The sequence below is a fragment of the Herbidospora yilanensis genome (genome assembly GCF_001570565.1).
GTDB lineage: Bacteria > Actinomycetota > Actinomycetes > Streptosporangiales > Streptosporangiaceae > Herbidospora > Herbidospora yilanensis.
On record NZ_BBXE01000017.1, the window covers coordinates 81,650 to 108,255 of the forward strand.

The 26,606-nt window shown below is 72.9% G+C and carries 30 protein-coding genes; 13 read left to right on the forward strand and 17 right to left on the reverse strand.

Annotation, left to right across the window (positions count from 1 at the left end):
* Positions 1-115 precede the first annotated feature (115 nt).
* A complete protein-coding gene (locus tag AW273_RS10085) occupies positions 116-1,174 on the forward strand; it encodes a serine hydrolase domain-containing protein (RefSeq protein WP_062347541.1) in 1,059 nt (352 codons plus the stop codon).
* On the opposite strand, the gene AW273_RS10090 is transcribed toward AW273_RS10085, so the two are convergent.
* Positions 1,164-1,880 (reverse strand): GNAT family N-acetyltransferase, encoded by a 717-nt coding sequence (locus tag AW273_RS10090; RefSeq protein WP_198168094.1) that lies wholly within the window; start codon positions 1,878-1,880, stop codon positions 1,164-1,166. The genes AW273_RS10085 and AW273_RS10090 overlap by 11 nt on opposite strands.
* A 72-nt stretch (positions 1,881-1,952) precedes the next feature.
* Between AW273_RS10090 and AW273_RS10095 the strand changes: the two genes are divergently transcribed.
* Complete coding sequence (locus tag AW273_RS10095) at positions 1,953-2,837, forward strand: DUF3800 domain-containing protein (protein ID WP_232327255.1); 885 nt, start codon at positions 1,953-1,955, stop codon at positions 2,835-2,837.
* Here AW273_RS10095 and AW273_RS10100 read toward each other — a convergent pair.
* A complete protein-coding gene (locus AW273_RS10100) occupies positions 2,780-3,814 on the reverse strand; it encodes a zinc-dependent alcohol dehydrogenase (RefSeq protein ID WP_062347548.1) in 1,035 nt (344 codons plus the stop codon). The genes AW273_RS10095 and AW273_RS10100 overlap by 58 nt on opposite strands.
* Positions 3,815-3,916: 102 nt before the next feature.
* Here AW273_RS10100 and AW273_RS10105 point away from each other — a divergent pair, with 102 nt between their 5' ends.
* Positions 3,917-4,477 carry an ArsR/SmtB family transcription factor gene (locus tag AW273_RS10105; RefSeq protein WP_198168095.1) on the forward strand — a complete coding sequence of 187 codons (561 nt, stop codon included), beginning with the start codon at positions 3,917-3,919 and terminating at the stop codon, positions 4,475-4,477.
* A complete protein-coding gene (locus AW273_RS10110) occupies positions 4,474-5,781 on the forward strand; it encodes an MFS transporter (protein WP_062347552.1) in 1,308 nt (435 codons plus the stop codon). Before AW273_RS10105 ends, AW273_RS10110 begins: the two co-directional genes overlap by 4 nt.
* Here AW273_RS10110 and AW273_RS10115 read toward each other — a convergent pair.
* Both AW273_RS10115 and AW273_RS10120 read right to left on the reverse strand, forming a co-directional pair.
* Positions 5,683-6,390: a pentapeptide repeat-containing protein gene (locus tag AW273_RS10115; protein WP_062347554.1), complete on the reverse strand. Its 708-nt coding sequence runs from the start codon at positions 6,388-6,390 to the stop codon at positions 5,683-5,685. The genes AW273_RS10110 and AW273_RS10115 overlap by 99 nt on opposite strands.
* Entirely contained in the window at positions 6,387-6,944 is a 558-nt protein-coding gene (locus tag AW273_RS10120) for a helix-turn-helix domain-containing protein (RefSeq protein ID WP_062347556.1), read from the reverse strand. The genes AW273_RS10115 and AW273_RS10120 overlap by 4 nt, the downstream gene beginning before the upstream one ends.
* 92 nt (positions 6,945-7,036) lie before the next feature.
* On the opposite strand from AW273_RS10120, the gene AW273_RS10125 reads away from it, so the two are divergent.
* Both AW273_RS10125 and AW273_RS10130 read left to right on the forward strand, forming a co-directional pair.
* Entirely contained in the window at positions 7,037-7,657 is a 621-nt protein-coding gene (locus AW273_RS10125) for an AzlC family ABC transporter permease (RefSeq protein ID WP_232327257.1), read from the forward strand.
* 261 nt (positions 7,658-7,918) lie between these two features.
* Positions 7,919-8,215, forward strand: a complete 297-nt coding sequence (locus tag AW273_RS10130; protein ID WP_062347558.1) for an AzlD domain-containing protein — start codon at positions 7,919-7,921, stop codon at positions 8,213-8,215.
* Here the strand turns inward: AW273_RS10130 and AW273_RS10135 are convergent.
* The 4 genes from AW273_RS10135 to AW273_RS10150 form a co-directional block, all read right to left on the reverse strand.
* Positions 8,199-8,537 carry a DUF4180 domain-containing protein gene (locus AW273_RS10135; RefSeq protein ID WP_232327258.1) on the reverse strand — a complete coding sequence of 113 codons (339 nt, stop codon included), beginning with the start codon at positions 8,535-8,537 and terminating at the stop codon, positions 8,199-8,201. The two genes, AW273_RS10130 and AW273_RS10135, sit on opposite strands and share 17 nt — an antisense overlap.
* Positions 8,538-8,539: 2 nt before the next feature.
* The gene (locus AW273_RS10140) at positions 8,540-8,953 is read right to left on the reverse strand and encodes a helix-turn-helix domain-containing protein (RefSeq protein ID WP_062347561.1); all 414 of its coding nucleotides are present in this window, start codon (positions 8,951-8,953) and stop codon (positions 8,540-8,542) included.
* A 49-nt stretch (positions 8,954-9,002) separates the two neighbouring features.
* Positions 9,003-9,656: a response regulator gene (locus AW273_RS10145; RefSeq protein WP_062347563.1), complete on the reverse strand. Its 654-nt coding sequence runs from the start codon at positions 9,654-9,656 to the stop codon at positions 9,003-9,005.
* Between the two features lie 289 nt (positions 9,657-9,945).
* The gene (locus AW273_RS10150) at positions 9,946-11,154 is read right to left on the reverse strand and encodes a sensor histidine kinase (RefSeq protein WP_157555676.1); all 1,209 of its coding nucleotides are present in this window, start codon (positions 11,152-11,154) and stop codon (positions 9,946-9,948) included.
* Positions 11,155-11,265: 111 nt separating this feature from the next.
* Between AW273_RS10150 and AW273_RS10155 the strand changes: the two genes are divergently transcribed.
* Positions 11,266-11,973: an ABC transporter ATP-binding protein gene (locus tag AW273_RS10155; RefSeq protein ID WP_062347565.1), complete on the forward strand. Its 708-nt coding sequence runs from the start codon at positions 11,266-11,268 to the stop codon at positions 11,971-11,973.
* Positions 11,974-11,996: 23 nt separating this feature from the next.
* Entirely contained in the window at positions 11,997-14,405 is a 2,409-nt protein-coding gene (locus AW273_RS10160) for an FtsX-like permease family protein (RefSeq protein ID WP_198168096.1), read from the forward strand.
* 77 nt (positions 14,406-14,482) lie between these two features.
* Here AW273_RS10160 and AW273_RS10165 read toward each other — a convergent pair whose 3' ends face one another.
* Complete coding sequence (locus AW273_RS10165) at positions 14,483-15,244, reverse strand: class I SAM-dependent methyltransferase (protein ID WP_062347974.1); 762 nt, start codon at positions 15,242-15,244, stop codon at positions 14,483-14,485.
* Between the two features lie 198 nt (positions 15,245-15,442).
* Positions 15,443-15,838, reverse strand: a complete 396-nt coding sequence (locus tag AW273_RS10170; protein ID WP_062347569.1) for a YciI family protein — start codon at positions 15,836-15,838, stop codon at positions 15,443-15,445.
* A 25-nt stretch (positions 15,839-15,863) separates the two neighbouring features.
* Here AW273_RS10170 and AW273_RS10175 point away from each other — a divergent pair, with 25 nt between their 5' ends.
* From AW273_RS10175 to AW273_RS10185, 3 genes are read left to right on the forward strand one after another with little or no spacing between them, the layout of a single operon-like run.
* On the forward strand, positions 15,864-17,081 hold the full coding sequence (locus tag AW273_RS10175) for an RNA polymerase sigma factor (protein ID WP_232327259.1): 1,218 nt from the start codon (positions 15,864-15,866) through the stop codon (positions 17,079-17,081).
* A gap of 5 nt (positions 17,082-17,086) precedes the next feature.
* Complete coding sequence (locus AW273_RS10180; protein WP_083949654.1) at positions 17,087-18,031, forward strand: tyrosine-type recombinase/integrase; 945 nt, start codon at positions 17,087-17,089, stop codon at positions 18,029-18,031.
* Entirely contained in the window at positions 18,028-18,438 is a 411-nt protein-coding gene (locus AW273_RS10185) for an ACT domain-containing protein (RefSeq protein WP_062347573.1), read from the forward strand. Before AW273_RS10180 ends, AW273_RS10185 begins: the two co-directional genes overlap by 4 nt.
* Here the strand turns inward: AW273_RS10185 and AW273_RS10190 are convergent.
* From AW273_RS10190 to AW273_RS10215, 6 genes are read right to left on the reverse strand one after another with little or no spacing between them, the layout of a single operon-like run.
* Positions 18,387-19,238: a phosphotransferase family protein gene (locus tag AW273_RS10190; RefSeq protein WP_198168098.1), complete on the reverse strand. Its 852-nt coding sequence runs from the start codon at positions 19,236-19,238 to the stop codon at positions 18,387-18,389. The two genes, AW273_RS10185 and AW273_RS10190, sit on opposite strands and share 52 nt — an antisense overlap.
* Positions 19,235-20,434: a hypothetical protein gene (locus tag AW273_RS10195; RefSeq protein WP_062347575.1), complete on the reverse strand. Its 1,200-nt coding sequence runs from the start codon at positions 20,432-20,434 to the stop codon at positions 19,235-19,237. The genes AW273_RS10190 and AW273_RS10195 overlap by 4 nt, the downstream gene beginning before the upstream one ends.
* Entirely contained in the window at positions 20,431-20,928 is a 498-nt protein-coding gene (locus AW273_RS10200) for a SigE family RNA polymerase sigma factor (RefSeq protein ID WP_062347577.1), read from the reverse strand. Before AW273_RS10200 ends, AW273_RS10195 begins: the two co-directional genes overlap by 4 nt.
* A gap of 36 nt (positions 20,929-20,964) precedes the next feature.
* Positions 20,965-21,765, reverse strand: a complete 801-nt coding sequence (locus tag AW273_RS10205) for an NAD-dependent protein deacetylase (RefSeq protein ID WP_062347579.1) — start codon at positions 21,763-21,765, stop codon at positions 20,965-20,967.
* Positions 21,765-22,997, reverse strand: coding sequence for an RNA polymerase sigma factor (locus AW273_RS10210; protein ID WP_062347581.1), 1,233 nt, complete (start codon positions 22,995-22,997; stop codon positions 21,765-21,767). Before AW273_RS10210 ends, AW273_RS10205 begins: the two co-directional genes overlap by 1 nt.
* Positions 22,994-23,341, reverse strand: coding sequence for a YciI family protein (locus AW273_RS10215; RefSeq protein WP_062347583.1), 348 nt, complete (start codon positions 23,339-23,341; stop codon positions 22,994-22,996). The genes AW273_RS10210 and AW273_RS10215 overlap by 4 nt, the downstream gene beginning before the upstream one ends.
* Before the next feature lie 244 nt (positions 23,342-23,585).
* On the opposite strand from AW273_RS10215, the gene AW273_RS10220 reads away from it, so the two are divergent.
* Entirely contained in the window at positions 23,586-24,542 is a 957-nt protein-coding gene (locus AW273_RS10220) for an ATP-binding cassette domain-containing protein (protein WP_062347585.1), read from the forward strand.
* A gap of 2 nt (positions 24,543-24,544) precedes the next feature.
* Positions 24,545-25,294, forward strand: coding sequence for an ABC transporter permease (locus AW273_RS10225; protein WP_062347586.1), 750 nt, complete (start codon positions 24,545-24,547; stop codon positions 25,292-25,294).
* Here the strand turns inward: AW273_RS10225 and AW273_RS10230 are convergent.
* Positions 25,291-26,406 carry a winged helix DNA-binding domain-containing protein gene (locus AW273_RS10230; protein ID WP_062347588.1) on the reverse strand — a complete coding sequence of 372 codons (1,116 nt, stop codon included), beginning with the start codon at positions 26,404-26,406 and terminating at the stop codon, positions 25,291-25,293. The two genes, AW273_RS10225 and AW273_RS10230, sit on opposite strands and share 4 nt — an antisense overlap.
* Between the last annotated feature and the right edge of the window lie 200 nt (positions 26,407-26,606).

Sequence of the window (26,606 nt, forward strand, 5' to 3'; positions counted from 1 at the left end):
GCCCGTCGGCTACGTCCGCTGCGGTAGCCGCCGCGTGTCAGTGCCACGACGGTCCCATGTCAGCGCGGTCGGCGACGGTTGACCCATCGATCACCGCGAACACGAGGAGCACCGGATGTCCACCACCACCGCCACCCTTCAGGCGACCATCGACGAGCTCGTCGGCGCCGGCATCCTCAGCGCGCAGTTGCGCCTGCACGACCGGGGAGAGGTCTGGGTGGGCACCGCCGGGGTCGCCCGGCTGGGCGAGCCGGCGGGTCCCCCGGCCGACGGGCGGTTCCGGATCGGCAGCGCCACCAAGACCTTCGCCGCGACCGTGGTGCTGGGCCTGGTCGCCGAGGGCAGGTTCGGGCTGGACGACCCGGTCGCCGGCCACCTGCCCGGCTTCGGCCTCGACCCCCGGATCACGGTGCGCATGCTGCTGCAGCACACCAGCGGGGTGTTCAACTTCACCGGCGAGTACTTCGAGGACGGCACGGTCGTCCCCGGCATCCCGGCGCTGGGCGAAGAGTGGGTGGACGGCCGCTTCCGGACGTACCCGCCGGAGGAGCTGGCGCGGTTCGCGCTGGCCAGGCCCGCGCGGTTCGAGCCGGGCGCCGACTGGAGCTACTCCAACACCAACTACGTGCTGGCCCGGCTCCTGGTCGAGCGGGTCACCGGCCGCTCGCTCGCCGAGGAGACGCACCGGCTGATCCTCGGCCCGCTCGGCCTGACCGGCACCTTCCTGCCGGGCGCCGACACGGAGATCCCCGGCCCGCACGCCCACGCCTACTACCGCTACGAGGAGGACGGGGCCGAGAAGACGGTCGACGTCACCGTCCAGAACCCGTCGTGGATCTCCACCGGCGGCGACATGATCTCCACCACCGAGGACCTGCACACGTTCTTCTCGGCGCTGATGAGCGGCCGCCTCCTCCCGGCCCCGCTCCTGGACGAGATGCGCACCCCCCACCCGAAGGCGGGCTACGGCCTCGGCCTGTTCGTCCTGCGGGACGGCGCCCTGCTCAACCACAACGGCGGCCTGTCGGGCTACGCGACGCTCATGTACGGCACCCCCGACGGCGGCACCACCCTGACCGGGTCGATCACCTTCGTGGACGACGCCGCGATGTCCCAGGCGGCGACCTTCCAGAAGTTCGTGGAGCGCGTCCTCGACGAGGTCTTCAGTCGCTGATCCGGTAGTGGTAGGCGTGGGACGGGGTGAACCCGCGCCGGGCGTAGAGGGCCCTGGCGCCCGGGTTGTCCTCCTCGACCTGGAGGTAGAGACACCGGGCGCCCTCCCCTTCGGCCCAGGCCGCGCCCGCCGCGAGCACCTCCGACGCGATCCCCCGGCGGCGGTGATCGGGCCGGGTGGCCATGCAGAAGACGCCCGCGTAGCCGTCCTCCACCGCGAAGACCCCCATGCCGGCGACCTCACCGCCGACGGTCGCGGCGAAGAAGGCGACCGGTTCGGGGATGCGCAGGATCACCCCGGCGGTGCCGGCCCGGTCGTCGAGGGCCGCGAAGACCTCCGGCCAGCGGGCCCGGTCGCGGACCCGCTCCACCGAGGCGGCCTCGCCCGCGACGGCCGACGTGGGGGCGGTGAGGATCAGCGTCGGGCCGTCGCGGCGGTAACCCCGCGCGGCCAGCGTGCCGTCGAGGCCGGTGTGGACCTCGGCCGGGCTGACCTGGACGCAGACGGCCCGGCCGCGATCACGGTAGTAGCGCTCGACCGCCTCGATCGACGGGGCCGATCCGGGCAGCGGCAGGGCGGAGTTGACGCGGCGGCGCGGCACCGAGGGGGTGTGCCGGAGCAGCCAGCCGTCCCTCTCCTCCACGTCGACGGCCGGCCAGGCGCGGGCCGCGCGGCGTTCGAGCCGCCACCATTCGGGCTGGTCCATGGGCGGCACCATACACATACCGGACACATACCTGGAGGCGGGGAGTACGCCCCGTATTGTCTAATGGCCAGCATGGAGATCGGGTGTGACGAGTCGGGGGCGGAGGGCGAGAAGCTCATCGGCGGGGTGACCGACGTGTTCGCCCACGCCGGCGTCGCGCTCACCCTCGACGAGGCCGAGGCCTGCATGGACGAGGTGCGGCGCCGCGCCCCCTCGCCCATCACCGAATACAAGGCCTTCGTCATCCGGCGGGCCAAACACCGGCTGGCCCGCCAATGGCTGCTCGGCCCGACGGGTCCGCTCCAGGGCCGCGCCCACGTCCACCTGACCGACAAGACCCTCCACATGACCCGCCGCGTCGCCGACCTCATCGGCGAGGACGGCGACCGCCTCTACCGGCTCGGCCCGGCGGCCTTCGGCACCCGGTGGCGGGACCTGCTGGAGGGCTTCAACGACCTGATGCGCCCCTACGCCGACCGGTCGATCGACGACGTGTTCGCCCTGGTCGACGACCTGGCCCAGGCGCCCGGCGAGGCCGGCGACCTGCTGCGCCGGCTGGCCAAGACCCGCCCCCAGATCGAAGACCTGCGGGTGCGCCTGGCCCGCGACCCGGGCACCGCCGCGCCTCTCGACCCGCTGCTGCCGGCGATCGTTCGGGCGGTGGAGTACTGGGGCCGGGGCCACCCGGTGACGGTCGTCCACGACCGCCAGACGAGCCTCACCGAGGAACGCGTCGACCTGCTGAAGCGGGCCTGCCCCCTGGAGGAGCTGCGGCTGGTGGAATCCCATCTCGACGCGCGCATCCAGGTGGCCGACCTGCTGGCCGGCATCGCCCGGGGCATCGCCGCCGACGAGCTGCACGGCCGGGGCGACCGGCTGCTGGCGGGCCTGCTGGCGCCCTACGTCGACGAGCACTCGGTCTGGGCCGACGGGTCGATGTGGATCTTGGGGGGCTGACCGGGATCCCGCTCCCCCGCCGACGTCCCTGTCAATGTCCCGGTCAACGCCCCGGCCACGTCGTCGAGCCCGACGGTCGCGGCGATCAGCGGGGTCGGGTCGACCGCGCCGGAGGCGTAGCGCTCGATGGTCCCGGCCAGGCCGCCTGAGGCGCTGAGCACGCCGGTCACCCGCAGATCCTTCAGCGCGATCACGCGGGTGTCGACCAGGCTGGGCTCCCCGGCCAGGCCGATGTAGACCACCCGCCCGCCGGGTTCGACCCTCTCGACGGCCAGCGCGGGCAGGCGGGCGGCGTTGGAGGCGTCGATCACCGCGTCGAACGGCAGGTCGGGCACCTCCGTGTGGCAGGCGAAGCCGAGCGACCGGGCGAACGCCGTCGACAGGCCGAGCAGGTGGACCTCGGCGCCCTCGGCCGCCGCGAACATGGCCGCCAGCAGCCCGATCGTGCCCGGCCCGAGGATCAGCAGCCGGTCGCCCGCCCGCAGCCGGGCGGCCCGGACGGCGCGCAGCGCGTTCCCGCCCGGCTCGATCATCGCCCCCAGCGCGGGCCCGACGGCGTCGGGCAGGACGTGGAGGGCGAAAACGGGCACCGGCAGGTATTCGGCCAGGGCCCCCGGGCGGCCGTGCCGGATCCCGATCTCGAACCGATCGGCGCACAGGTGCTGCCGTCCGCCCAGACAGCGGTGACAGGTCTGGCACCCGAGCATGGTGTCCCCGGTGACCCGGCGGCCGAGCCACTCGCGGGAGACGCCGGCCCCGAGGGCGGCCACCACACCGCACCACTCGTGCCCGATCCGGAGGGGGTAGCGGGCCTGGCCGTCGTGCAGGTAGGCCATCTCGCCGGTGAAGAACTCGGCGTCGGTGCCGCACACGCCGGCCCGTTCGACCCGGACGACCACTTCGCCGGGCCCCGGCACGGGCGGCTCGACGTCCAGGACTTCGCCCTGGAACGGGCCGGTGATGACGAACGCGCGCATGATCCCCTTTCTCCCGGATCCTACGGTGGCGTACCGATTTCGGCCATCCCCAATCGCAAAGAGTTCTTTGCAAAGAGTTCTTTGCGGTTTATGGTGGTCGGCATGAACGAGTCCGTGTTCCTCGACGCCAAGGGCCTGCGCGCGCTGGCACACCCGGTCCGCGTGCAGTTGCTCGGCCTGCTGCGGCTCTACGGCCCCCAGACCGCGACCGGCCTCGCCGACCGGCTGGGCCTCACCTCCGGCGCGACCAGCTACCACCTCCGCCAGCTCGCGGGCGGCGGGTTCGTGGAGGAGGACGTGAACCGGGGCAACGGCCGCGAGCGCTGGTGGCGGGCGGTCCACCGCATCACCCACTTCGAAGGCCGGGAACTGGCCGACCAGGAACCGGAGGCCGCGTTCATGTACCTCCAGTCGGTGATCGACGTCCAGGGACAGCGCGCCCAGCGCACCCTGTCCGCCCACCAGACGATGCCCGGCCCGTGGCGCGACGTCTTCGACCTCAGCGACTGGTCCCTGCGCCTGACCCCCGAGGAGGCCCACAGCCTGATCGAGGAACTCCACGCCGTCGTCGGCCGCTACCGCTTCGACGGCCCCGACGCCGGAGCCCCCGACGACGCCGAACGCGTCGTGATCGTCATCCACTCCCTGCCGGAGCCGTCATGAGCCGCTCGTGGCGCCCGGTCGCGGGCCTGTTCGCCGCCTCCCTCGTCGCCCACACGGGCACCCGCGTCTCCGCGATCGCCATCCCCTGGTTCGTGCTGGTCACCACCGGCAGCGTGACCCAGACCGGCCTGGTGGCGTTCTGCGAGCTGGCTCCGTACGTGCTGGTCAAGGCCCTGGCCGGACCGGTCGTCGACCGGGTGGGGCCCAGGACGATGTCGTGGCGGACCGACGCGGTCAGCGCCGGAGCGGCCATGCTGATCCCGATCCTGCACTTCTCGGGCGTGTTGTCCTTCCCCCTGCTGCTGGTCCTCGTCGCCGTCATCGGGGCCGTGCGCGGGCCGGGCGACCTGGCCAAGGAGATCATGGTCCCCGAGGCGGCGGAGCTCGGCCGCATCCCCCTGGAGCGGGCGGCCGGCCTCGCGGGCGTCGCCGAACGCCTGGCCTCCACGGTCGGCCCGGCGGTCGCGGGCGCGCTGGTGGCCCTGACCGGCCCGATGGTCGCCCTGATCGCCAACGCCGCCTGCTTCGCCCTCGGCTCGGTGATCATCGCCACCGTCCTGCCGAAGGACATGGGCCACCGCCATGCCGAGCCGGGCCCGAGGGTCGGCTACTGGCGCCGGTTCGGCGAGGGCTTCGCCTTCCTGAGGAACGAGCGCCTCATGCTGACCATCACGATCATGGTCGGCCTCACCAACTTCCTGGACGCCGCCTTCGCCTCCCTGCTCCTCCCGGTCTGGGCGAAGGAGACGGGCGGGGGCCCGGCCGCCATCGGCCTGGCCACCAGCGTCATGGGCGTCTCGGCGGTGGCCGGTGCCCTGATCGCGGCGATGGTCGCGCACCGGCTGCCCCGCCGGATGGTCTTCTTCCTCGGCTTCCTCGTCATCGGCGCCCCGAGGTTCCTGATCCTGGCGGTCGACGTGCCGCTGTGGGCGGTCATCGCCGTCTTCGCGATCGGCGGCTTCGGCAGCGGCTTCCTGAACCCGATCATCGGCGCGATCTACTTCGAACGGGTGCCGAGGGCGATGCTGGGCCGCGTCAACGCCCTCAGCGACGCGGTGGCCTGGTCGGGCATGCCCCTCGGCGGCCTGGCGGCCGGCGCGGCGGTGGCGGCCGCCGGCCTGGTGCCGGTGCTGGTCTTCTGCGGCGTGGCCTACTTCCTGATCACCACCCTCACCGGCCTGCGCCCCGAGTGGCGGGGGATGCGCTCAGCGCCAGTGGGCGGGCCGGTCGAGGTCGAGCCGGGTCTCCCGGTCGCCCCGGGCGGCGGCGACCTGCGGACGGGTCAGGAACAGCGCACCCCGTAGATCGGCGCCCCGCACGTCGGCCCCGCGCAGGTCGGCCCCCAGCAGGTCGGCCCCGCGGAGGTCGGCGCCGCGCAGGTCGGCCCCGATCAGCAGCCGCCCCCGCAGGCTCACGCCGCGCAGGTCGTGCCCGCGCAGCCGGGCTCCCGCCAGGTCACGGCGCATCTCCTTGGCCGGCCCGCGCACCTGCTCGCTGATCTCCCCGAGCCGCGCCCCGACCCGCCCCCGCAACTCGGCGACCGCGAAGGCGTCGATCACCGGGGACGCGGCCAGCGCCTCGGTCTCCTCGCGCAGGTCGGCGGCGTGGCCGTACCGGCCGGCCTCGTCGAGGTAGCACAGCAGCTCGTGGAGCTGCCGCATCAGCGGGAACAGCGCGACGTCGCGCTTCTCCCGCGTGACCCGCTGCCCGGCGCCGAAGCAGTCGAAGGTGACACAACCCTGGTAGCCGCTGTCGAGCAGCCGGTCGTGGATGCGGCAGCGGAAGTCGCCGGTCAGATTGGCGCAGGGCGTGCCGGCGGGCTTGTCGGCGGCGAAGTCGGCCGATCGGGTGAACGGCAGCTCCACGCAGCACAACCCCGCGCAGGAGGCGCAGTCGGAGCGCAGGTCGATCACACGTGCTCCATGACGATCACGGCGGTGGTCTGGGGTTCGAGTGCCCGGAAGACATGCGGCACGTCGCCAGGGTAGGTGATGTAATCCCCCGGCCCGAGCTCCACGGGCCCCTCGGTCGGCCCGACGAGCGCCCGCCCCCGCCCGATGATCGCGTGCTCCATCGTGCCCGGGTTGTGCGGATCGGACGCCCGCGCCTCCCCCGGCTCGGCGTCGATGCGGAACAGGTCGCGCCGCGCCCCGGGCGGGCACGAGGCCAGCAGCGTCGCGGCGTAGTCGGCCCGCTCGGAGTGCGTGACCGGCCCCTCCCCCGCCCGGATCACCCGCACGTGCGGCCGGGGCGGATCGATGAGCCGGCTGATCGGCACCCCCAGCGCGACCGCCAGCGCCCACAACGTCTCCACGCTGGGATTGCCGGCGCCCGATTCGAGCTGCGAGAGCGTCGACTTGGCGATCCCGGCCCGCTTGGCGAGCTCGGTCAGCGACAGACCGGCCCGGTCGCGTTCGCGCCGTATCGACGCGGCGATGAGCGTGATCAACGCGGCGGAGGTGTCCAAGCCGTTCGCTCCACAAGTCTAATTGTTCGCCTTGACGAACATTGCCGTTTATGTTCATCCTAATGGCCATGCGTTCGATATCACGAACGGCTTTGCGCGACATAGCCCTCGTCTGCGTGGCCGACGCCATCGTCGGGGCGTCCTTCGGCGCGATCGCCGTGTCCGGCGGCTTCGACCCGTGGGTCCCCGTGGTGATGTCACTGATCGTGTTCGCCGGAGGAGCCCAGTTCGCCGCCATCGGCATCGTGATGGGCGGCGGCGGCGCCGTGGCCGCGGTCGCGACCGGCCTGGTGCTGAACGCCCGCCTCCTCCCCTTCGGCTTCGCCGTCGCCGACACGGTGAAGGGCCGCCTGTACGGCGCCCAGCTCATCACCGACGAGACGGTGGCCTTCGCCCTGAAAGGGCGGGACGCACGGGAACGCCACGACTACTTCTGGGTCAGCGGCCTGGCGCTCTTCGCGGCGTGGAACGTGTCGGTGGTCGTGGGCGCGCTGGCCGGGACCTTCATCGGCGACACCGACGCCCTGGGCCTGGACGCGATGTTCCCGGCGGTGCTGCTGGCGTTGATCATGCCCGCGCTGTCCGACCGCGGGGTGCGCATGCCCGTGCTGGCGGGCGGGGCGATCGCCTTGGCGGCTTCGACGGTGCTGCCCGCCGGGGTGCCGGTGCTGCTGTCCCTGCTGGGGCTACTGGCCCGGCCGAAGGAGGCCTGAAATGGACATGCCGACGATGCCGCCCACCCGGATGCCAATGCCGCTGCCCCCGCCGGGACTGCCAGGCCCCGCCGAAGCAACCCTGAACACGGACATGCCAACGACGCCGCCCACCCGGATGCCAGCGCCGCTGCCCCCGCCGGGACTGCCAGGCCCCGCCGAAGCAACCCTGAACACGGACATGCCAACGACCCCGCCCGCCCGGGTGCCAGCGCCGCTGTCGCTGCTGGGGCTGCCGGCCCGGCCGAAGGAGGCCTGAACATGGACATGCCGATCGTCGCCATCGCGGTGCTCGCCGCCGGGACGCTGGCGTTCCGGCTGGCCGGCCCTCTGTTCCGGGATCGGGTACGGATTCCGCCCCGCCTGGAGGACCTGCTGTCGCTGGCCGCGCTCGTTCTACTGTTCGCGCTGGTCGTGACCTCGTCGTTCGCCGGATGGGCGCGGCCGGGCGGAGTGCTGGTGGCGGGAGTGCTGGCCATCCGGAAGGCGCCGTTCCCGGTGATCGTGATCGCGGCGGCGGCGACCACGGCCACGCTGCGGCTCATCGGGCTGCCGTGACGCGGGCGTCGAACTCCTCACGGGTCGGCAGGAACCACGTCTGGTCGCCGCGGTTGCATTCACGGACCAGGTCACGGAAGGCGTCACTGGCCGCGACATGGCGGGAGACGTCTCCGACGACGGCCAGGCGGAAGCCGTACTGGGCGAACTTCTGCAGGATCACGCCCGCGAGCCCGGTCCGCAGGGAGAAGAAGGCGGCGGGCAGCCGCTCGGCCGGGATGACCACCCAGGTCACCCCCTGCCCGAAGGTCGCGCCGATGACGTCGAGCGCGTCGGCCTCACTGGCGATCGGGGGCCCGTCGGCGGGCAGGACGAAGTGCACGGTCACTCCTCGGTGAGGGCGTCGACGATGGCGAGCAGCGCGGCGGTGTCGGCGACCCCGCCGATCACGATGATCTTCAACGAGGCCCTGACCTCGTCGTAGATGGTCTCGACCCGGAGCTTCCCCTCGCCGCCGCCGCTGTTGGCGGCGGCGATCAGCGCGTTGGAGAGCCGATCGGTCCGCTCCCGGCTGATCGCGTCGACCTGGACGACGCTGGACACCTCGACCGCCCGCTGCCGCCGCACCGCCTCGGCGACCACCGGCCGGCCCGTGAAGGCCTCCAGGTCTTCACGGGTGATGCGATATTGCTTGCCGATGCGGACCGCCTTCAGCTTCCCGTCACGGACGTAGTTGCGCACGGTCTTGACGTGAAGGCCCAGCAGATTCGCTACCTGTTCGACCGAATAGGGCTGCATATTCCCTATTATAGGGAACGATAGGGAATGATAGCGCCGGAACTCCGGATCAGCGGCCTCTGAGGTAGGCCAGCACGGCCAGCACCCGGCGGTGGTCGTCTTCGGCCGGGGGCAGGTCGAGCTTGGCCAGGATGCTGGCGATGTGCTTGGCGACCGCCGCCTCGGTGACCACCAGCGCGCGGGCGATGGCGGCGTTGGAGCGGCCTTCGGCGACCAGGCCGAGGACCTCGAGTTCGCGCGGGGTCAGCCGGGCCAGCGGTTCGCGGCGGCGGCTGAGCAGTTGCCGCACCACCTCCGGATCGACGACCGTGTGGCCCTCCGCGACGTGTTCGACCGCCTCGACGAACTCGCGCACCTCGCCGATGCGGTCTTTCAGGAGATATCCGATGCCGACGCCGCCGCCCGAGTCGAGGAGTTCGGCGGCGTAGGTCTGCTCGACGTACTGACTGAGCACCAGAACGGCGAGGTGGGGACGGGTGGCGCGCAGGGCGAGCGCGGCGCGCAGGCCTTCGTCGGAGAAGCCGGGCGGCATGCGGGCGTCGGCGACGACGATGTCGGGTTCGTGGGCGGTCACGGCCTCGATGAGCGCGTCACCGTCGCCGACCGCGGCGACGACCTCGTGGCCGAACCGCTCCAGAAGGCCGGCGAGCCCTTCACGCAGGAGCACGCCGTCTTCGGCCAGAGCTACCCGGAGACGGGGCACATGACCTCCACGAAAGGGACCTTCGCCCCGGCTACCGGGAGATGGGACACGGGACCACCGCCAGGGCCCTGCGAAGACGGCCAGGGGAGATGCGGCGCCCGACCGTAGGTGGCCTCCACAACGACACGGGACACGCCACTTCGAGGCCGACTCGTCAGGGTCACCGGAGAACCCGGAACTCCGCGAAACCGCCCACCGGAGAAACACCCCTTCCCGACCTCCAAGGCCACCGAGGACAGGGCGGCCGACCTTGTCACCCGCCTGCGATGACGCGCCATGACCACTCGATCTATCCGGATACGGGACACGGAATCTCCACCCGTAACAAGGTCGGGCCACCGCGCGGACTGGACAGGCTCATCACGCCGTCGGTGACGGCCACACGGTCGGCCAGGCCGGCCAGGCCCGAACCCGCGGCCGGGTCGGCGCCGCCCACGCCGTCGTCGCGGACCTCCAGGACGAGGGCGCCCTCGTGGAGACGGCCGTAGACGAAGCCGTGCCGGGCCCCGCTGTGTTTGGCGATGTTCGCCATCGCCTCGGACACGACGTAATAGGCGGCCGCCTCGATCGGCGGAGGCAACCGCCCGGGAAGCGACACGTCGACGTCGACCGGGACCGGCGACCGCCCCGCCACGTCTTCGACGGCCGCGCCGAGCCCCCGGTCGGTGAGCACCTGGGGATGGATGCCCCGGATCAGTTCGCGCAGTTCGGCCAGCACACGTTTGGCCTCCTCGTGGGCCTCGGCGACCTGGGCCTCGGCGGGCGAGCCGGGCGGCAGGTCGAGGCGGGCCAGGCCGAGTTTCATGCTGAGGGACACCAGCCGCTGCTGGGCGCCGTCGTGGAGGTCGCGCTCGATGCGGCGGCGTTCGGCCTCGAACGCGTCGACCAGCCGCGCCCGCGAGCGGATGATCTCGGCGTCGCCGGGCGCGACGACCGCCCGCGCGATCATGGCCCGGGTGCCCGCCCACGCCGCCAGCATGTAGGCCGACAGCGGCACCAGCAACACGCCGGCCGCGACCAGCGGCAGGCCGTCGGTCCAGTGCATGCCCGGCTGGAACGGCGCCGACATCAGCAGCAGCGGCAACCAGAACGCCGATGAGACCAGCCCGAGGTCCATCCAGCACAACACCGACAGCGCGACGACCGTGAACCCGAGATCACGCCAGGTCGCCTGCTCCCGCACGCGTGTGGTGAGCCAGGACCGCGGACCCGATTCCGGCGGCTTCACGTGCGGATTGCCCGCGGGCGTGCGGTCGACCAGCCGCATCCGCATCCGCTCGAACGCCGCCAGCGGCAGCGCCAGCACGATCAGGGTGAGCAGAGCGGCGACGAACGCCGTCCCGGCGCCGAAGACATAGGCCGTGTAGATGAGCAGGCACACGGCCACCGCGTAGACCGCGCTGCACAGCAGATAGGCGAGCGCGCGCCACGGCCACGACGAACACAGGAACGCCAGTGGCCGACGCGTCATCGCCGCCATCGCGGTTCTGGTCAGCACGCCCCGACCGTAACCGATCGAGCCGGACCGGCACGGTAGTGCCAGGACTACTCTCACTCCTCGCCGCAGCACCAATGCGCCGGCCCGACCCGGTCGGCTTCGCTTGACGCCATGAAGGTTCGATTGGAAGCGGTACGCCGCGTCTACGGAACGGTGGCGGCGCTCGACGGGGTGACGGCCGGCTTCGAGGCGGGCACCCTGACGGCGATCATGGGCCCGTCGGGGTCGGGGAAGTCGACGCTGCTGCACTGCGCCGCGGGTCTCGACCGCCCGACCGGGGGAACGGTCGTCATCGATGGCACCGACCTGGGCTCGCTGAACGAACACGGCCTGACCGTGCTGCGGCGCGAGCGGATCGGGTTCGTCTTCCAGGCGTTCAACCTGGTCTCGTCATTGACCGCCGAGCAGAACGTGGCGCTGCCGCTCCGCCTCGCCGGGCGTCCCGCCGACCCCGGGCTGGTTCTCCAGGCGCTGGCCCAGGTCGGCCTCGCCGATCGGGCCCGCCATCGGCCGAACGGCCTGTCGGGTGGCGAGCAGCAGCGGGTGGCGATCGCGCGGGCGCTGATCACCAGGCCCGCCGTGGTGTTCGCCGACGAGCCGACCGGCCAGCTCGACACCCAGACCTCACGCCAGGTCCTCGGCATGCTGCGCCGCCTGGTCGACGACCACGGCCAAACGATGATCACGGTGACCCACGACCCGGTGACGGCGTCCTACGCCGACCGGGTGGTCTTCCTGGAGGACGGGCGCGTCGTCGACGAGTTCACCGGCGCCCTGACGGCCGAGACCGTCGCCGCCCGGATGGCGGGAACATGGTGAGCCTCGCGATGGTGAGAGAGACGGTGAGAGACCGGTGGCACTCGTTCGCCGGCGGTTTCGTCGTGCTGTTCCTCGGCATGGCGCTGGTGTCGATGAGCGTGCTGGCGCTGGCCTCGGCGGGACCGAGAGTGCCCGACCGGCTGGCGGGCACGCCCGTGTTCGTCTCTGCGCCGAGGGCCGAGCGGGCAGACGGCAGCTTCGCCCCCGACCGCCCGTGGTCACCCGAGACGGTCACGTCACTGCTGAAGGAGCTCTCCGCGATCCCGGGGGTCGCGCGGGCGGTTCCCGACCGCGCGTTCTACGCGCAGCCCGTGATCGACGGCAGACCGGCGGCGTCCGAACGCGGTTACGCGTGGTCGACGGCGATGCTGGCGCCCTACCGGCTGACGGCCGGGGCCGCGCCGCGAACGGGCGAGGTGGCCGCCGGCCGGTCATCGGGGTTGACGCCGGGGAGCCGGGTGCCGGTGCTGACGGTGCGCGGCCCGGTGACCTACACCGTCTCGGGCACGGTCGACGGGCCGGGGGTCTTCCTCAACGACGCCGACGCGGCCCCCCTCTCGGCGGGAGTGCGCGCGATCGGCCTGATCGTCGAACCGGGGGCCGACGTGACCGCGATCGCGAAGGCGGCGGGCAGGTTCGCCGACGTGCTCACGGGCGAGGGCCGGAGTGTCCTGGAATCCCGTGACGACGAACGCACCCGCTGGATCGGCATGCAGATCCTCACCGGCATGGCCGTGCTCTCGGCGCTCGTGTCCGTCCTGGTGGTGGGGTCGACGTTCGCCGTCGGGGTGGCGCAGCGGCGCCGGGAGTTCGGGCTGCTGCGGGCCGTCGGCGCGACGCCGCGCCAGATCCGGGCCATGGTCTACGGCGAGGCGCTGGTGGTCGGCGTCGCCGCGACGGCGGCGGGTGTGGTGGCCAGCGCGCTGCTCGCCCCGGTGCTGGGCGCCGTGCTGGTCGACGTCGGGTTCGAACCGGCGGGCTTCGCGGTCGGCCTGTCGCCGCTCGCGCTGGCGGGGTCGTTCGCGGGCGGGGTGCTGCTGACGCTGGTGGCGGTCTGGTCGGCGTCGAGGCGGGCGGCGCGGGTCGGTCCCCTGGAGGCGCTGCGCGAGGCCGAGGTCGACGACCGTCCGATGCCGCGCCTGCGGTGGATCACCGGGCTGGCCTTGTGCGCGCTGGGCGTGGCCTCGGCGGTGAGCTCGGACGGTGAGGGCGCGTTCGTGATGTCGGGCCTGGTCGCCGCGGTGGGCGTGATCGCCGGTCTGGCGCTGCTGTCGCCGGTGGTGGTCCCGCCGGTGGCGCGATACGCGTCGTGGCCGTTCACCCGGGGGCGCGGCGCGGTCGGGATGCTGGTCCGGGAGAACGCCAGAACCGCGGTCCGCCGGACCGCCGCGACGGCCACGCCGGTGCTGGTCACCATCGGGTGCGCGGTGCTGATCACCGGGATGGTGCAGACGACCGCCGCCGGTTTCGCGGCCGTCCGGGCCACCACGATCCGCGCCGACGCGGTCATCGTGCCCGACGGCACACCTGGCCTGACCGATGCGTCCGGCGGGGAGTCGTCCCTGTTCAGCGCGGTGTTCGAGGCGAACGGCGACCCGCTGAGCACCATCGGGGCCACACCGGAGCTCCTGGAGCGGGCCGGTGAGGCCTCCGGCCCGCTCGACCAGCTCCGCCACGACGACCGGGTCCTCCTGGCCGACTGGCTGGCCGAGGATCGGGGGCTTCGTCCGGGCGCGGTGCTGCCGGTGTCCTTCGAAGACGGCACCTCGGTGCGGCTGACCGTCGCTGGCACCGTCCGGGACGCGGACGCCGACGTGCTCGTGTCGCGGGAGTTGCTGAGACGGCACGACCCGGCGGTCCTCGCCGACGAGGCCTACGTCGTCGGCGCGGCTCCCGACCCTGGTCCGGGGGCGCGGGTCGTCGACGTGGCGACCTACGCGGCCGAGGCCGACGCCGAGGAAGACCGGCTGGTGTGGGTCGCGACCCTGCTCCTGGTCGTGGTGTCCACCGCGTACGCGGGAGTGGCGATCGTGAACACGATGGTGATGTCGGCCGCCGGCCGGGGCCGTGATCTGGAGGTGCTGCGTCTGTCGGGGGCGACGCCCCGGCAGGCGCGCGGCATCGTCGCGGCGGAGTCGGCGCTCGTGGTGCTGCTCGGCGCCGGGCTGGGCCTGGTGGTCGCGTTGCCCGCGCTGCTCGGCATCCGCGGCGCGTTCGCCGAGGCGATGAACGCCGACGTCCCGCTGGTGATCCCCTGGCCGCTCATCGGGGGGCTGATCGCCGTCTGCCTGGTGCTGGCCGCCGGCTCGTCGGTGCTCTCGGTCACGGCGAAGGCGTCGGGCCGGGCATGGCCGGGCGCTAGACCCAGGCGCTCGACGGCGTCGGGCGCCGACCGGCCGTCAACGCCCGGATCGGCGCCGAACCCCACTTGAGCGGCCTGCCGGTCACGACCCACGTGTCGCCGCGTTCGGGTTCGGCACCCTGGTGCAGATCGCGACGCGGGCCCTGGTCAGCGAACCGCCTCGATGAGGATCCGCTGCGAGTGGGCCACGAACGGCCCGTGCCGCTCGATGAAGTCGTGCAGCGTCTCCAGGCGGTCGCGGTAGGCGTCGACGGTGAACCCGGGGACCGTCCAGATGACCTTGCGCAGGAACACCACGACGGCGGCGACGTCGAAGAACTCCATCCGCAACGCCTCGTGCCGGACGTCGACCACGTCCAGCCCGGCCCGTTCGGCGGCGGTCACGAGAGACACGACGTCCACGCCGGAATATGTCGTGCGGGCATCCCCGTCACGGCGGCGGCCGGTGACCGGGCCCATCATGAACTCGGTCAGTTCGCGCACCGTCCCGGACCCGACGTGCTGGGCCAGGTAACAACCGCCGGGGGTGAGCACACGCGCGATCTCGTCCCAGCGGGTGGCGACGGGGTGGCGGGAGACGACGAGATCGAAGTGCCTGTCGGGAAAGGGCAGGTCGGCGTCGTCGGCGACGTGGGCGACGGCGCCGCCGAGCCGCCGCCGGGCGAGGGCGAGATTCGGCTCCCACGATTCGGTCGCCGCCACCACCGGCGGCAGAACCGGCACGGACGCCAGCACCTCACCCCCACCGGTCTGCACGTCGAGCAGCGCCTTCGCCGAGGCGGCCCGGTCGGCGAGCAGCCGCGCGTATCCCCAGGAGGCCCGCTGCTCGGTGGCCCGCCCGTCGAACCAGGAGAAGTCCCACCCTTCGACGGGAACGGCCAGGCCTTCGGCCAGACGATCAGAGAACATGCCGTCCACCATGCCGGTCCCCACCCGCGGTTTCCCACCGATTTAACGCCTGCCGCCCGAACCCCGTCAGCGGCCACGCGGTCCCGTGCGCCGACCGGCCGAAGAGGCCGGGCATCAAGACGGACCCGCCGATTCGTCTCCGACGAGCCGACGAACCTGAACACCGATCACGAGCCGGCCCAGACGACCCACGCCCCCTCACCGCTCCCCCCGAGCCCGTTCCTCCGCGATGCGTTCGTCCAGTTCCGGCACCTCGAACACCTCCCGGATCTCCACCCCCTCCTCCCCGTCCTGGACGTAGGGCATCTTCAACGCCCAGGCCACCGCCTCCTCCTTGGATTCCACCTCGATGATCCAGAACCCGGCGATGACCTCCTTCGTCTCGGTGAACGGCCCGTCGATGACGACGGCCTTCCCCTTCCGGTACGAGATCCGCGCCCCCCGCGTCATCGGGTGCAGCGCCTCGGCCGACAGCAGGACGCCGGCCTCCGCCATGGAGTCGTTGTAGGCCTGCATGGCCTCGATGAGTTCGTCACTCGGCAACACCCCGGCTTCGGTGGCCTCGTTCCCCCGGCCCATGATCATGAATCGCATCCGCCCAGTCTGGTGGAATGGCGCGGTGACCAACAAGGCGCACCACGTGGTGGAAGAGGTCTGGCGGGCCGAGGCGGCCCGGGTCGTCGCCGGGCTGACGCGGCTCACCGGCGATGTCGGCCTGGCCGAGGAGCTGGCCCAGGACGCCCTGCTGGCGGCCCTCGAACAGTGGCCGCGGGACGGCGTGCCGGACCGGCCGGGGGCGTGGCTGACCACGGTCGCGAAACGCCGGGCCGTCGACCTGTTCCGGCGCCGGGAACGCCACGACGAGAAGCTCGCCGAACTGGCCCGGACCGTCACCGGCGTCGAGGAGCAACCCGATCCGGACGCCATCGAGGACGACGTCCTGCGGCTGGTCTTCGTCGCCTGTCATCCGGTCCTGACCACGCAGACGCGGGTGGCGCTGACGTTGCGGCTGCTCGGCGGGCTGAGCACCGACGAGATCGCGCGGGCGTTCCTGTCCCCGGAGGCGACGATGGCCCAGCGGATCTCCCGTGCGAAGAAGACCCTCGCGGGCGAGCGGGTGCCCTTCGAGGTGCCGGGCCGCGAGGAGCTGGGCGAGCGCCTGGAAGCCGTGCTGGAGGTGGTCTACCTGATCTTCAACGAGGGGTACACCGCCACCGCGGGAGACGACTGGATCAGGCCGCACCTGTGCGCGGAGGCGCTGCGGCTGGCCCGCCTGCTGGCCGACCTCCTGCCGAAGGAGCCCGAGGTCTACGGGCTGCGGGCGCTCCTGGAGATCCAGGCGTCACGGTTGGGCGCGCGTACCGACGAGCACGGCGATCCGATCCTCCTGTCCGACCAGGACCGCTCGAAGTGGGACCGCGACCGGATCGCGGCGGGGCTGGCGGCGCTGGAGCGGGCGGGGACGGGGCCGTACGCGCTCCAGGCCGCCATCGCCGCCTGTCACGCGCGGGCCGAGACGGCGGAGGCGACCGACTGGGCCCGCATCGCGGCCCTCTACGAACGGCTGGCCGAAGAGGTGCCGTCGCCGGTCGTGGAGCTGAACCGGGCGGTGGCGCTGGCGATGGCCTACGGTCCCGCGGCCGGGCTGGCCCTGGTCGACGAGCTGGCCGGCGAGCCGGCGCTGCGGAGTTACCACCTGCTGCCCAGCGTGCGGGGCGATCTGCTGGCCAGGCTGGGCCGCGACGAGGAGGCCAGGGCCGAGTTCCGCCGGGCGGCGGCGCTGACGCGCAACGAGCGCGAGAGGGCCCTGCTGCTGGCGCGCGCCGGAGTATCCTGACGATCATGAGTCTGCCCGAACGTGTGATCGACGGCGTGGTGGCCCGTGACGTCGAGGCGGTGCTCGACCGGCTCACCCAGGCCTGGCTGCTGTCGTTCTCCTCCCCCCACACGCGCTCGGCCTACGGCTCCGACCTGGGTCAGTGGCTCGCCTTCTGCGAGCGGCACGAGATCCACCCGCTGCGGGCCGTCCGCGTCCACGGCGACGCGTTCGCCCGCTGGCTCGAACCGGTCTCCCCGCGCACCCTCGCGCGGAAGTTGTCGGCGATCTCGTCGTGGTACGCCTACGCGACCGACGAGGGCGTCCTGGAGTCCAACCCCTTCACCCGGGTACGCCGCCCCAAGGTCGAACGTTTCCAGTCGGAGACCGTCGGCCTCACCGAAGAGGAGGCCCGCGCCCTCGTGGCGGCGGCCGACGCGACGAGGGGCCCGACCGCCCTCCGCACGGCCGCGTTCATCCGGCTGATGATCGAGCTGGGCCCGCGTGTGTCGGAGGCGCTGGCGGCCACGATCGACGACCTGGGTCACCAGCGCGGCCACCGTACCCTCAGGATCGTCGGGAAGGGGCAGAAGACCCGCGTGCGCAACCTGCCGCCCGCCACCGCGGCCGCCCTCGACGCCTATCTCGACGACCGCGCCCGCCTGGCGGGCGTCGCCAGGGAGCGGTTGTCGGGCCCGCTCTTCGCCACGGCGGGCGGCCGGGCCCTCGACCGCGCCGACGCCTACCGCCTGGTCGTGAAGGTCGCCAAGGCCGCGGGCCTGGAGTCGAAGGTGACCCCCCACGCCCTGCGCCACACCTTCGCGACGGTCGCCAGCGACCGGGGCGCCTCGGTCAAGCAACTGCAGCAGGCGCTCGGCCATTCGAGTTCGTCGACCACCGACATCTACATCCACAGCCGCGACAACCTCGAACGCGACCCGTCCCAGATCGTCGCGGCGGTCATCGGATGACGCCCGGCGAACACGACCTCGCCACCCTGCTGGCCGGCCTCGACCCCGTGCTCCACGACGGCGTCTACGTCTTCGCTACCGCCGCCGAGCCGCCACCGGGCCTCACCCCGGTGCTGACGTTCACCGAGCCCGAAGGCGTGACCCTGGTGGTCCCGCACGGCCAGGCCGAGGGCGTCTTCCCGTGCCGCTGGATCACGTTGCGGGTGCACTCGTCGCTGGCCGCCGTCGGGATGCTGGCCGCCGTCACGGCCGCGCTGGCGGCGGAGGGCATCCCGTGCAACGTGGTGGCCGCCTACTTCCACGACCACCTGTTCGTGCCGCCGGAGCGGGCCGGCGACACGATGCGGGTGTTGCGTCAGTTGTCGGCGAACGTCCAGGCCAGGTGGGACAGGCCCTCTTCGGCGTAGTGGCGGGCGCCGGGCTGGGTCAGGCCGTAGGCGATGTCCTCGATGAGCGCGCAGCGCGCGTAGAACCGGGCGCGCGTCTCCACCGTCGGCCCGGCGTCGCCGCCGTGGGCGCGGTAGTGGCGCAGCGTCTCGGCGAACACCTCGGGGCCGAGGTCGCGCAGGACCAGGCCGAGGTCGTAGGCGGGGTCGGAGATCGCGGCGTCGGTCCAGTCGATGACCCCGGTGACGGTCGTGCCGTCGGTCAGCACGTGTTCGGCGCCGAGGTCGTTGTGGCAGAACGCCAGCGTCTTGGTCTCGTTCCGCGGCGGGTTCTCGCGGAGGAACCTCTCAACGGGGTCGCGCAGGTCGTCGGGCACATGGTCCCTGACGACCTCCTTGTACTCCTCGATGGTCCCGGCCAGCCAGGCGTAGAACGGTTCGTCGTCGACCTCCACCAGGTCGGCGACGCGCTCCCTCGGCACCGCGTTCATGGCCGCGAGGAAGGCCCCCAGTGGTGCGGCGACCGCGAGCCCGAGCCGGCTGTCGAGGGGTTCCCCCGCCAGTTTCCGGTACGCCATCACACCCGCCTGATCGTCCACGAAGACGACCTGAGGGGTCGGCACGGGCGAGACCTCCGCGACGACGGCGAGCAGCGCGGCCTCGCGGCGGACCTCCTCCGCGCCGCCCTCCTTGCTGCCGCGCACGATCAGGTCGCCGTCGACCTCGTAGGCGACGTTGTCCCAGCCTTCGCCGAGCTTGACCACCGACCGGGCCGGACGCCCCAGATGACGCGCCGCCACGGCGCCGATCTCGTCGATCACGAGCCCGAGGTTATCCGCTTCAGGTCGATGAACACCAATGTGTCGTCTCCGGTCCGATGCGCGCTGAGCATGTCCCGGTCGTCCACGGTCACGCCCATCGTGGTGAAGGACCGCTCGCCCCCGTCCAGGGGGACGTTCAGCTCCAGGCTGCCGGACCGCCCGGTGACCACGTCGACGACGTACTGCTCGACCTCGTCCCGGCCGGTGACCGTCGGGGCCATGAACCGGTCGGCGGCCAGCCCCTGCGGCAGGTCGGGCACCTGCCGCTCGCCCGACCCGTCCCGGGCGCGCGCGTAGGGCCTGCCGTCGGCGTGCAGCCCGGAGCAGGTGCTCACCCCGCAGACGACGTAGCGGTCGCCCGGAGTGAGGGCGGCGTGGCGGACCTCCCCGGTCTCCAGGTTGACGAGCCGCCGGAAGCGCACGTCCTTCTCGCCGTCGGAGGGCCGGAAGGGGTCGCCCGCCCAGGGCCACTCCAGCAGGTGCAGCCCCTCGCCGCCCGGCACCGGCGCGGGCGGCCCGCCCGTCACCGGGACGCTGAAGACGCCGATGTCGCCCGCGGAGTAGACGAGGCGGTCGCGGACCAGGTCGGTGGCCCACGGCACGTGCGGCAGCGTGCCCGGCAGCCGTTCGGCGGTCCCCCCGGCCAGCGGCGCCCGCCACAGGGTCGCGGAGGTGTCGGTCTTGACGTGCCAGACCAGCCGGTCACCCGCGACCACGAATCCGTCGGCGATCTCGCCCTTGCGGGAGGGCACGAGCGTGACCTGGCGCAACTCGCGGGTGCGCTGGTCGTAGGCGTAGACCGCGCCGGCCCTCTCGTGGGAGCTCCAGGTCGTCAGCAGCGTGGTGTGGTCGTCGGCGATGAGCAGCGGCCGCAGCCGCTTGCCGTTCTTCAATGAGGCCGGGGCGATCTGGACCGCGCCGGGCCACACCTCTTCGACCGGCGGCGACCCCGCCACCTGCTCCTGGGTGATGGCCGGCAGGGACGGGGTGACCACCACGGGCTCGGGCCTCTCGTGCCGGACGGCGAGCACCGTCCCGGTCGCGGCCAGCACGACGGCGGCCGCCGAGGCGAGCAGCCGGGACCGGGCCCGGCGGCGGCGACGGCGGGCGACCCCGTCGAGCAGGCCGGGCGGGGCGACGGGGGCGTGGGTCGCGGCGCGCGCCAGCGTGGCGCGCAGGTCGTCTTCCAGCGTCATCGCAGGCTCCTGTCGGTCGCGGTGTCTCCGATGACGGTGCGCAGGCGGGCCAGGCCGTGGCTCGCGTGGCTGCGGACGGTGCCGCGCGCGATGCCCAGCACCCGGGCTATCTCGGCGTCGGTCAGGTCCTCGTAGTAGCGCAGCACCAGCACGGCGCGCTGTTTGCGGGGCAGCACCGTCAGCGCCCGCCACAGTCCCTGCTCGCGGTCGGAGGGACGCTCGTCCTCCCACGCTCGGTCGGGCGGGTCGACGGACAGGCTCTCGCGGCGGCGCCGCCGCCAGACGCTGATGTGCAGGCGGGCCATGACGACCCGCACGTAGGCCTCCGGGTCGTCCTTCCGCCGGACGCGCGGCCACGCCCGGTGCAGCCGCGCCAGCGCCTCCTGCGTGAGGTCGGCCGCGTCGTGGGGGTCGCCGCTCAGGACGTAGCCGTACCGTAAGAGGGCGTCGGCGCGTTCGGCGGCGAACGCGGCGAAGTCGGGGTCGGAGGTCACATCACCTAGACGGCTCTCGCCGCCGAAGTGTTGAAGTCAGCCCGCCAGCACCGTCAGCGTCTCTCCGAGGGGCGCGTCGAGTTTGAGGAGCGCCTGGGCGTCTCCGCCGGTCGGGCCCTGGTTGACGATCGCGATCGGGATGCCGAGCGCCTCGGCCCGGTCGACGAAACGGCGCCCCGACCGGACGGTCAGCGACGAGCCCAGCACCAGCAGCAGCCGGGCCGCGGCCACCATCGCGAAGCACTCGTCGACGCGCGGCCGGGGCACGTTCTCGCCGAAGAAGACCACGTCGGGCTTGAGCAGGCCGCCGCAGCCCGCGCAGTCGACCACGGTGAACCCGGCCACCAGTTCGTCGGGGACGACGGCGTCTCCGTCGGGGTTGATGGGGCCGACGGCCGCGTCGAAGCCGGGGTTGGCCGCCCTCAGGCGGTCGTCGAGTTCGGTGCGGGGGACACGGGCCCGGCAGCGGAGGCAGGCGACCCGGTCGAGGCCGCCGTGGAGCTCGACCACGCGCCGGCTGCCGGCCGCCTGGTGGAGGCCGTCGACGTTCTGGGTCACCACGCCGTCGACGAGGCCGAGCCGTTCGAGGCGGGCGACCGCGTGGTGGCCGGCGTTGGGTTCGACGCGGCCCATGTGGCGCCAGCCGACGTGGCTGCGGGCCCAGTAGCGGCGCCGGGCGGCGGCGCTGGTGGTGAAGGTCTGGTAGGTCATCGGGTCGGCTCGGCGGGCCCGGCCGGTCTCGCCCCGGTAGTCGGGGATGCCCGACTCGGTCGACAGGCCCGCGCCGCTGAGGACCACCACGCCCCCGTCGCCGACCAGGCCGGCGAGTTCTCGCATCACCTGTCCATTCTGCGGTCCGCCTGGCGTGCCTTGTGCTCCAGGTAGCGCCGTTCGGGCTGGTTCGCGGTCTGGCGCGCGGCCTTGGCGTAGGCGGCGCGGGCGCCGTCGAGGTCGCCGGCCATGTCGAGCAGGTGGGCCCGGACCGCCTCCACGCGGTGGTGGCCCTTCAGCCGGGGGTCCTGCTCGACCTCGGTCAGGAGGTCGAGGCCGGCGGCGGGGCCGTCGACCATGGCGACGGCGACGGCGTGGTTGAGGGACACCATGGGGCCGGGCCAGAAGCGCTTGAGGGTGGCGTACAGGACCAGGATCTGCCGCCAGTCGGTCTGGGCGGCGCTGGGGGCCTCGTCGTGGACGGCCGCGATGGCGGCCTGCACCTGGTAGGGGCCGAGCGACGCCGAGCGCAGGGTCTCGGTGATCAGGTCGGTGCCCTCGGCGATGAGGGCCCGGTTCCAGCGGGAACGGTCCTGTTCGGCGAGTGGGATCAGGGTCCCGCCGGGGCCGGTCCGGGCGGGGCGGCGGGCGTCGGTGAGCAGCATCAGGGCCAGCAGCCCGGACACCTCGCCGTCGCCGGGCAGCAGCCCGTGGAGCCGCCGGGTCAGCCGGATCGCCTCGGCGGTCAGCTCGACGTCGAGCAGCCCCTCTCCGGCGCTGGCGGCGTAGCCCTCGTTGAAGATCAGGTAGAGGACGTGCAGGACGACCGCGAGCCGTCCCTCCCACTCGGCCGCCGGGGGCGGCTCGAACCGGGCTCCGGCGGCCCTGACCGACTGCTTGGCCCGGCTGATGCGCTGGCCCATGGTCGCCTCGGGGACCAGGAACGCCCGCGCGATCTGCCCCGTCGTCAACCCGCCCACGGCCCGCAGGGTGAGGGCGACCTGCGACGACGGCGAGATCGACGGATGGCAGCACAGGAACAGCAGGGTGAGGGTGTCGTCGTGGTGCTCCACGTCGTCGCCGGGGCCGGGCATCGCCGCGACGCGTTCCTCGCGGCGTTCGCGCGCCTGGTCGCCGCGCGCCTCGTCGGCCAGGCGGCGGCCGGCGACGGTCACCAGCCACGCCTTCGGGGACGCCGGGACGCCCTCGACGGGCCACTGGAGCGCCGCTGCCAGCAGGGCCTCCTGGACGGCGTCCTCGCACGCGTCGAAGCGGCCCCAGCGGCGCACCAGCACCGCGAGCACCTGCGGCGCCAGCTCCCGCAGCAGGCGGTCGGTCACCGCGTCGACGCCGGTCATGAGCCCTCGTACACCGGTCTCACCTCGACGGCGGAGAACTCGGCCTCCGGCAGCCCGGCCGCCAGTTCGACGGCCCGTTCGGCCGAGCACTCGACGATGTAGAAACTGGCCAGGAACTCCTTGGCCTCCACGAACGGCCCGTCGGTGACCACGGGGATCCCGTCGCGCACCCGCACCGACCTGGCCTGGTCTTCGCCTTCGAGGCCCTGCGCGGCCACCAGCTCGCCGGTCTCGCGGAGTTCGGCGATCCAGGCGTCGTGGCGGTCGACCAGGGTCTGGAACTCCTCGGGCGAGAACGCCGCGTACCCCGCCTGCGTGCCGTAGATCATCAGCGCGTACTTCATGGACCCGACCGTATCGCCCCCGATCAAAAAATCTTCAAAAACCGGTTGCCGCCCAGCTCAAAGGCCGTTTCACCCTCGGTGCACACCTGCCACCCTCCGGCGTTTCCGCAGGTCAGAGCGAATGTGAATGTACTTTTCACGTTTGCCTGGGGCCCCGCGGGCCGGTCAGGATGGGGGCGATCCCGAAACGCCCCCGACCAGGGGTTTCTTTGGCCTGCCCCAAAACCCGAAACCTGGAGGGTTCATGATCCATGCCCGTGGCCTGACCAAGACGTACACCCTCAAGAAGACCTCCGTCGACGCCGTGCGCGGCGTCGACCTCGACGTGGCGGCCGGTCAGCTCGTGGCCTTCCTCGGCCCCAACGGCGCCGGCAAGTCGACCTGCCTGCGGATGCTGACCGGGCTGCTCCCGCCGACCTCCGGGACGGCCCGGGTGGCCGGTCACGACGTCACCACCGAGGCGGCGGCCGTGCGCGCCCGGATCGGCTACATCGGCCAGAAGGGCGGCGCCGGCGAGGCGTTCCGGATCGGCGACGAACTGGTCACCCAGGGCCGCTGCTACGGCATGACCCGCCGCGCGGCCCGGTCGCGGGCCGAGGAACTGCTGACGGTGGTCGGCCTCGACGGCCTGTTCGCCCGCAAGCCGTCGACGTTGTCGGGCGGCCAGCGCCGCCGCCTGGACATCGCGCTCGGCCTGATGAACCGCCCGCCCCTGCTGTTCCTGGACGAACCCTCGACCGGCCTCGACCCGGCCAGCCGCGCCGACATCTGGTCGCACATCCTGCGCCTGCGCGCCGACCACGGCACCACCCTGTTCCTGACCACCCACTACCTGGACGAGGCCGACGCGATGGCCGAACGCGTCGTCGTCATCGACCAGGGCCGCATCATCGCCGACGGCACCGCCCGCGGCCTCAAGGCCGACCTGGCCGGCGACCGCCTGACCGTCACCCTCCACGACCCGGCCGACACGCCCCGCGCGGCCGAACTGGCGATGGGCCTGCCCGGCGCGGCCGACGTCACCCGCGACGGCCCGAAGCTGACCTTGCGCGTGGCGGCGGCCGACCGCGCGCTGCCCGAGTTCCTGCGCGCCCTGGACGCGGCCGGCTTGAAGGCCGACACGGCCGAGAGCTCCCGCCCGACCCTCGACGACGTGTTCCTGGCCCTGACGGGCCGCACCATCCAGGACGAGGACGCCTGACCATGACCTTCCTCCGCGACACCGCCACGATCTTCACCCGCGAGTTCGCCCCCGTCTGGCGCGATCCCCTCTCGCTCGTCTTCACCATGGCCCAGCCGCTGCTGTTCCTCTATCTGTTCGGCCCCCTGCTGGAGAAGGGCACCGACACGCCGGGCCCGGCCTGGCAGTGGTTCGTGCCCGGCATCCTGATCATGATGTGCCTGTCGGGGCCGCTGATGGCCGGATACTTCCTGCTCCTCGACCTCATCGGCGGCTCGATGGAGCGCCTGCTCGTCACCCCGGTCAGCCGGACCGCCCTGCTGGTCGGCCGGACGCTGAAGGAGTTCGTCGTCCTGCTGGCCCAGGCGGTCCTGATCATCGGGCTGGCCGTCCCGCTCGGCCTCGACCTGCACGTCCCGGGCGTGCTGACCGGGCTGACGCTGCTCGTCGTGTTCGGGATCGGGCTCGGCGGGTTGTCGTTCCTGCTGGCCATCGTCTCGGCGCCCGGCGGGGAGCTGTTCTACGGGGTCACCCAGGTCGTCATGTTCCCGCTGCTGCTGCTGTCGGGCGTGCTGCTGCCGGTGGAGAACGGGCCGGGCTGGTTGCAGGTGGCCGCCGCCGCCAACCCGGTCACCTACGTCGTGGAGGCCGAGCGTGCCCTGTTCGCCGGGCGGTTCCTCGACGCGCCGGTCGTGTGGGGCGCGTCGGCGGCCGTGGTGACCGCGCTCCTCGGGCTCCACCTGGCCCGGCGCCGCATGGCGCGGGGACTCTAACCCCGGAACACCACCTCATGGGAGGTCGCGGTCGGGTGGGTGAACTCCAGCAACCGCTTGGCCTCGGCGACCAGCTCGGCCTTGGCCAGGGTCGGGACCGGCTCCAGCGGGGTCAGGACCAGCGTCACCGCCCCGCCCTTGGCCGTCGCCATCGTCCACAACCCGGCGACCCGCCCGTCGACCAGGAACGACGGCTTGAACTGGCCGTTGGCCTTCACGTAGACCTGGTCCTTGTGGGCTTCGGGCAGGATGCGGGCGCGGCGGGCGGGGGCGTAGGCCAGCAGGGTGCTGTCGAACCACGGCAGCAGCCGGACCGGCGCCTCGGCGTCTTCGCCCGGCCGGGGCGCGCCGGGCAGGTCGTAGAGGGTGCGGCCGTCCTCGTCGGTGAACGTGACCAGGTCGGGCATGGCCTCCAGGGCGGCGCGGACCGGTGTGATGTTCCAGGCGATCCACGACGCGACGTCCTCGGCGGCGGCCGGGCCGAACGCCCCCAGGTGGCGGCGGACGACGAAGTCGAGCGCCTCCGGCAGCGGCGGGAACTCCTTGGCCGGGCCGGCCGCGAACAGCACCGGGGTGCGCCTCGACCACGTGCCCTCGGCCGGAACGCGGATGAACCCGACCCGCATCATCACCGACGTCCACCGGTAGAGGCGCTGGAGCTCGATCTCGCGGTCGGACAACACGCCCGGGTGCGCGACCACCCACTCGTCGATCGCGGCCACCAGTTCGGCGACCGGACGCGGGGTGGCGCCCATCTCGCGCACCAGGTCGAGCAGCTCGCCGATCTCGGGTTCTGGACCGGCCCGGAACGACCCCACCTTGGAGGCCGCCGACACCGCCGCGTAGGCCGGGTAGTCGGCCGGGGTGACGGTGTGGATGGTGCCGCGCAGCAGGGTGCCGGTGACCAGGTCGCCGGTGGAGTGGGCGTGCCAGTGCGACTCGGGCGCGAGCTCGTGGGCGCGGCTCCACAACGCGGGGCCCAGCGCGGGCCAGTACTGCATCTGCAGCGCGCCGATCCGCTCCGCCACGACGGGCAGCGGGAGCCGCATCCGCTCCAGCAGACCCTGGCGGGCGAGCAGGGCACGGTTGAGGGCGCGGGTCGTGATCGGCATGCGGCCAGCCTACGGGGCGGGAACACGGAGCCCCCGCGTGTGGTTAACTACGTAGTGCCGGTGTGGATGTGTCCCCCGGGCCGCATATACCGCCTTCACGGAATACCGTTCGGCTGGAACCGTGTTGTGCATCTCGCCGAGGAGGCGACCACCACACCGGCCTAAAACGTTCTCCAGCGATGCCCCGCCCCAGCGCGGGG